Annotated in this window: 2 tRNA genes and 3 rRNA genes; all 5 read left to right on the top strand. The window is 55.1% G+C overall.

Going from position 1 to position 5,607, the window contains the following annotated elements:
- The first annotated feature begins 258 nt into the window (after window positions 1-258).
- Window positions 259-1,789, top strand: a 16S ribosomal RNA gene (locus tag BX592_RS33400).
- A 65-nt stretch (window positions 1,790-1,854) separates the two neighbouring features.
- Window positions 1,855-1,931 (top strand) — tRNA-Ile (locus tag BX592_RS33405).
- A gap of 39 nt (window positions 1,932-1,970) precedes the next feature.
- Window positions 1,971-2,046 (top strand) — tRNA-Ala (locus BX592_RS33410).
- 314 nt (window positions 2,047-2,360) lie between these two features.
- Window positions 2,361-5,243 (top strand): 23S ribosomal RNA (locus tag BX592_RS33415).
- 196 nt (window positions 5,244-5,439) lie between these two features.
- Window positions 5,440-5,552, top strand: a 5S ribosomal RNA gene (gene rrf / locus BX592_RS33420).
- The 16S, 23S and 5S rRNA genes sit together here with 2 tRNA genes alongside, the layout of an rRNA operon.
- Window positions 5,553-5,607 lie beyond the last annotated feature (55 nt).

The raw sequence follows: 5,607 nt of genomic DNA on the forward strand, positions 1-5,607 counted from the left end.
GCAGCGGACGCGCAGAAAGACGGTGGTAGGGTGGTCAGGGTCTTTCAGTCGTGAAGTGATCTTTAACAATACACAGCCGATAAGTGTGGGCGCTTGATGGCGACGCACGGTGAGCTTTCGGGCTTGCCGGAGAAGCGAAAGTATCAAGAGTCTCACACAGTAAGTATTGAGGGTTTCCGGTGTCAAGCTGGAAGCCCCTGTCAGTACGTTGAGTGAGCGACCGGTTCTGAGAATGAACCGAAAACAGTAACAGGCATTGAACTGAAGAGTTTGATCCTGGCTCAGATTGAACGCTGGCGGCATGCCTTACACATGCAAGTCGAACGGCAGCGCGGGGGCAACCCTGGCGGCGAGTGGCGAACGGGTGAGTAAGACATCGGAACGTGTCCTGGAGTGGGGGATAGCCCGGCGAAAGCCGGATTAATACCGCATACGATCCACGGATGAAAGCGGGGGACCGAAAGGCCTCGCGCTCAAGGAGCGGCCGATGGCGGATTAGCTAGTTGGTGGGGTAAAGGCTCACCAAGGCGACGATCCGTAGCTGGTCTGAGAGGACGACCAGCCACACTGGGACTGAGACACGGCCCAGACTCCTACGGGAGGCAGCAGTGGGGAATTTTGGACAATGGGCGAAAGCCTGATCCAGCAATGCCGCGTGTGTGAAGAAGGCCTTCGGGTTGTAAAGCACTTTTGTCCGGAAAGAAAACTCTGTTCCTAATATGGATGGAGGATGACGGTACCGGAAGAATAAGCACCGGCTAACTACGTGCCAGCAGCCGCGGTAATACGTAGGGTGCGAGCGTTAATCGGAATTACTGGGCGTAAAGCGTGCGCAGGCGGTGATGTAAGACCGATGTGAAATCCCCGGGCTTAACCTGGGAACTGCATTGGTGACTGCATTGCTGGAGTATGGCAGAGGGGGGTGGAATTCCACGTGTAGCAGTGAAATGCGTAGAGATGTGGAGGAACACCGATGGCGAAGGCAGCCCCCTGGGCCAATACTGACGCTCATGCACGAAAGCGTGGGGAGCAAACAGGATTAGATACCCTGGTAGTCCACGCCCTAAACGATGTCAACTGGTTGTCGGGCCTTCATTGGCTTGGTAACGTAGCTAACGCGTGAAGTTGACCGCCTGGGGAGTACGGTCGCAAGATTAAAACTCAAAGGAATTGACGGGGACCCGCACAAGCGGTGGATGATGTGGATTAATTCGATGCAACGCGAAAAACCTTACCTACCCTTGACATGGATGGAAGTCTGCCGAGAGGTGGATGTGCCCGAAAGGGAGCCATCACACAGGTGCTGCATGGCTGTCGTCAGCTCGTGTCGTGAGATGTTGGGTTAAGTCCCGCAACGAGCGCAACCCTTGTCCCTAGTTGCTACGCAAGAGCACTCCAGGGAGACTGCCGGTGACAAACCGGAGGAAGGTGGGGATGACGTCAAGTCCTCATGGCCCTTATGGGTAGGGCTTCACACGTCATACAATGGTCGGAACAGAGGGTTGCCAAGCCGCGAGGTGGAGCCAATCCCAGAAAACCGATCGTAGTCCGGATCGCAGTCTGCAACTCGACTGCGTGAAGCTGGAATCGCTAGTAATCGCGGATCAGCATGCCGCGGTGAATACGTTCCCGGGTCTTGTACACACCGCCCGTCACACCATGGGAGTGGGTTTTACCAGAAGTGGCTAGTCTAACCGCAAGGAGGACGGTCACCACGGTAGGATTCATGACTGGGGTGAAGTCGTAACAAGGTAGCCGTATCGGAAGGTGCGGCTGGATCACCTCCTTTCCAGAGCTTGCGTCAGAAGTTGAGCGCTCACACTTGTCGGCTGTGCATTGAAGGACAGGCTGAAGGGGTCTGTAGCTCAGTCGGTTAGAGCACCGTCTTGATAAGGCGGGGGTCGCTGGTTCGAATCCAGCCAGACCCACCACTTTGGCGGTGCGAGCTGAATGACCCTGACAGACGATGCGGGGGATTAGCTCAGCTGGGAGAGCGCCTGCTTTGCAAGCAGGGGGTCGTCGGTTCGATCCCGTCATCCTCCACCAATCCCCAATCCCAAGAAGCTGGTAGCCGCGAGGTGGCCGGAGCCTTGGTATTGGCGATTGCGCCGGTCAGTATCGATTGCGGTAGTAGCGCATATCGGCTGTCGTTCTTTAACAATCAGGAAGAAGCAGTAGTAAAGAGACTGGTGAAAGCGTCTTGAGATGGACGTGAGTAGACCGGTCAGGGTTGTGATTGTATCGAAGTATTTTTTAGGGTCCTCGAGAAGAGGGCGCTTGGAATACGGCACAACGCGAAAACTCAGCCTGTAGCGCGTGTGGACGAATGGGCGCGAGCCCGTGAGACATACCCGTTATAGGGTCAAGCGAACAAGTGCATGTGGTGGATGCCTTGGCGATCACAGGCGATGAAGGACGCGGTAGCCTGCGAAAAGCGGTGGGGAGCTGGCAAACGAGCTTTGATCCACCGATATCCGAATGGGGAAACCCACTCCGAATGGAGTATCCATGGCTGAATACATAGGCCATGTGAGGCGAACGCGGCGAACTGAAACATCTAAGTAGCCGCAGGAACAGAAATCAACCGAGATTCCCAGAGTAGTGGCGAGCGAAATGGGAGCAGCCTGTACTCTTTATCTGTAGTGTTAGCCAAACGCTCTGGAAAGTGCGGCCATAGCGGGTGATAGCCCCGTAGGCGAAAACATTATGGAAGAACTAGGTGTACGACAAGTAGGGCGGGACACGTGAAATCCTGTCTGAAGATGGGGGGACCATCCTCCAAGGCTAAATACTCGTGATCGACCGATAGTGAACCAGTACCGTGAGGGAAAGGCGAAAAGAACCCCGGGAGGGGAGTGAAACAGATCCTGAAACCGCATGCATACAAACAGTCGGAGCCTGGAAACGGGTGACGGCGTACCTTTTGTATAATGGGTCAGCGACTTACATTCAGTGGCGAGCTTAACCGATTAGGGCAGGCGTAGCGAAAGCGAGTCCGAACAGGGCGATTTTAGTCGCTGGGTGTAGACCCGAAACCAGATGATCTATCCATGGCCAGGATGAAGGCACGGTAACACGTGCTGGAGGTCCGAACCCACTAGTGTTGAAAAACTAGGGGATGAGCTGTGGATAGGGGTGAAAGGCTAAACAAATCTGGAAATAGCTGGTTCTCTCCGAAAACTATTTAGGTAGTGCCTCGTGTATCACCTTCGGGGGTAGAGCACTGTCATGGTTGAAGGGTCCATTGCGGATTACTTCGCCATAGCAAACTCCGAATACCGAAGAGTGCAATCACGGGAGACAGACATCGGGTGCTAACGTCCGGTGTCAAGAGGGAAACAACCCAGACCGCCAGCTAAGGTCCCCAAATATGGCTAAGTGGGAAACGAAGTGGGAAGGCTAAAACAGTCAGGAGGTTGGCTTAGAAGCAGCCATCCTTTAAAGAAAGCGTAATAGCTCACTGATCGAGTCGTCCTGCGCGGAAGATGTAACGGGGCTAAGCCATATACCGAAGCTGCGGATGCGTGCTTGCACGCATGGTAGGAGAGCGTTCCGTAAGCCTGCGAAGGTGCACCGGAAGGTGTGCTGGAGGTATCGGAAGTGCGAATGCTGACATGAGTAGCGATAAAGGGGGTGAAAGGCCCCCTCGCCGTAAGCCCAAGGTTTCCTACGCAACGTTCATCGGCGTAGGGTGAGTCGGCCCCTAAGGCGAGGCAGAAATGCGTAGCTGATGGGAAGCAGGTCAATATTCCTGCACCAGTGTGAAATGCGATGGGGGGACGGATCGCGGAAGGTTGTCCGGGTGTTGGAAGTCCCGGTCGCTGCGTTGGAGAAGGTGCTCTGGCAAATCCGGGCACGGAATTCAAGGGCGTGGCGCGAGCTCCTTCGGGAGCGAAGCAACTGGAAGGGGTTCCAGGAAAAGCCTCTAAGCTTCAGTTTCACATTGACCGTACCGCAAACCGACACAGGTGGGCGAGATGAGTATTCTAAGGCGCTTGAGAGAACCCGGGAGAAGGAACTCGGCAAATTGGTACCGTAACTTCGGGATAAGGTACGCCCTTGTAGCTTGACTGGCCTGCGCCAGGAGGGTGAAGGGGTTGCAATAAACTGGTGGCTGCGACTGTTTAATAAAAACACAGCACTCTGCAAACACGAAAGTGGACGTATAGGGTGTGACGCCTGCCCGGTGCCGGAAGATTAAATGATGGGGTGCAAGCTCCTGATTGAAGTCCCGGTAAACGGCGGCCGTAACTATAACGGTCCTAAGGTAGCGAAATTCCTTGTCGGGTAAGTTCCGACCTGCACGAATGGCGTAACGATGGCCACACTGTCTCCTCCCGGGACTCAGCGAAGTTGAAGTGTTTGTGATGATGCAATCTCCCCGCGGCTAGACGGAAAGACCCCATGAACCTTTACTGCAGCTTTGCATTGGACTTTGAACCGGTCTGTGTAGGATAGGTGGGAGGCTGTGAAAGCGGGACGCTAGTCTCGCTGGAGCCGTCCTTGAAATACCACCCTGATCTGTTTGAGGTTCTAACCTTGGACCCTGAAGCGGGTTCGGGGACAGTGCATGGCAGGCAGTTTGACTGGGGCGGTCTCCTCCCAAAGCGTAACGGAGGAGTACGAAGGTACGCTAGGTACGGTCGGAAATCGTGCTGATAGTGCAATGGCATAAGCGTGCTTGACTGTGAGACTGACAAGTCGAACAGGTGCGAAAGCAGGTCATAGTGATCCGGTGGTTCTGTATGGAAGGGCCATCGCTCAACGGATAAAAGGTACTCTGGGGATAACAGGCTGATACCGCCCAAGAGTTCATATCGACGGCGGTGTTTGGCACCTCGATGTCGGCTCATCTCATCCTGGGGCTGTAGCCGGTCCCAAGGGTATGGCTGTTCGCCATTTAAAGAGGTACGTGAGCTGGGTTTAAAACGTCGTGAGACAGTTTGGTCCCTATCTGCCGTGGGCGCTGGATATTTGAAGGGACCTGCTCCTAGTACGAGAGGACCGGAGTGGACGAACCTCTGGTGTACCGGTTGTGACGCCAGTCGCATCGCCGGGTAGCTATGTTCGGAAGAGATAACCGCTGAAAGCATCTAAGCGGGAAACTCGCCTTGAGATGAGATATCCCCGGGGCTTCGAGCCCCTTGAAGGGTCGTTCAAGACCAGGACGTTGATAGGTCAGGTGTGGAAGCGCAGTAATGCGTTAAGCTAACTGATACTAATTGCCCGTAAGGCTTGATCCTATAACCGGTGTGTTTCGCGATGGCCGTCAGTGCTTGAGCACTTGCGGACATCCCGCCCCCGCCAGGGGGTAGCGCAAACCACGCAGGCAAAGTGATCGACGTTGTGCCTCAAACAACACAACTCACCCCTTTACTCCCCCACGCTTCTTCCCGATTGGTTCTGCTGCCCACAAACGCAGCAGAACAACCCGTCATGCCTGATGACCATAGCGAGTCGGTCCCACCCCTTCCCATCCCGAACAGGACCGTGAAACGACTCCACGCCGATGATAGTGCGGATCCCCGTGTGAAAGTAGGTAATCGTCAGGCTCCCCAGCAGCACACCGCAAACCCCGCCACCAGGCGGGGTTTCGGCGTTTACGGC

This window comes from Paraburkholderia rhizosphaerae (assembly GCF_004366595.1).
In the GTDB taxonomy this organism is placed as follows: Bacteria; Pseudomonadota; Gammaproteobacteria; order Burkholderiales; family Burkholderiaceae; genus Paraburkholderia; species Paraburkholderia rhizosphaerae.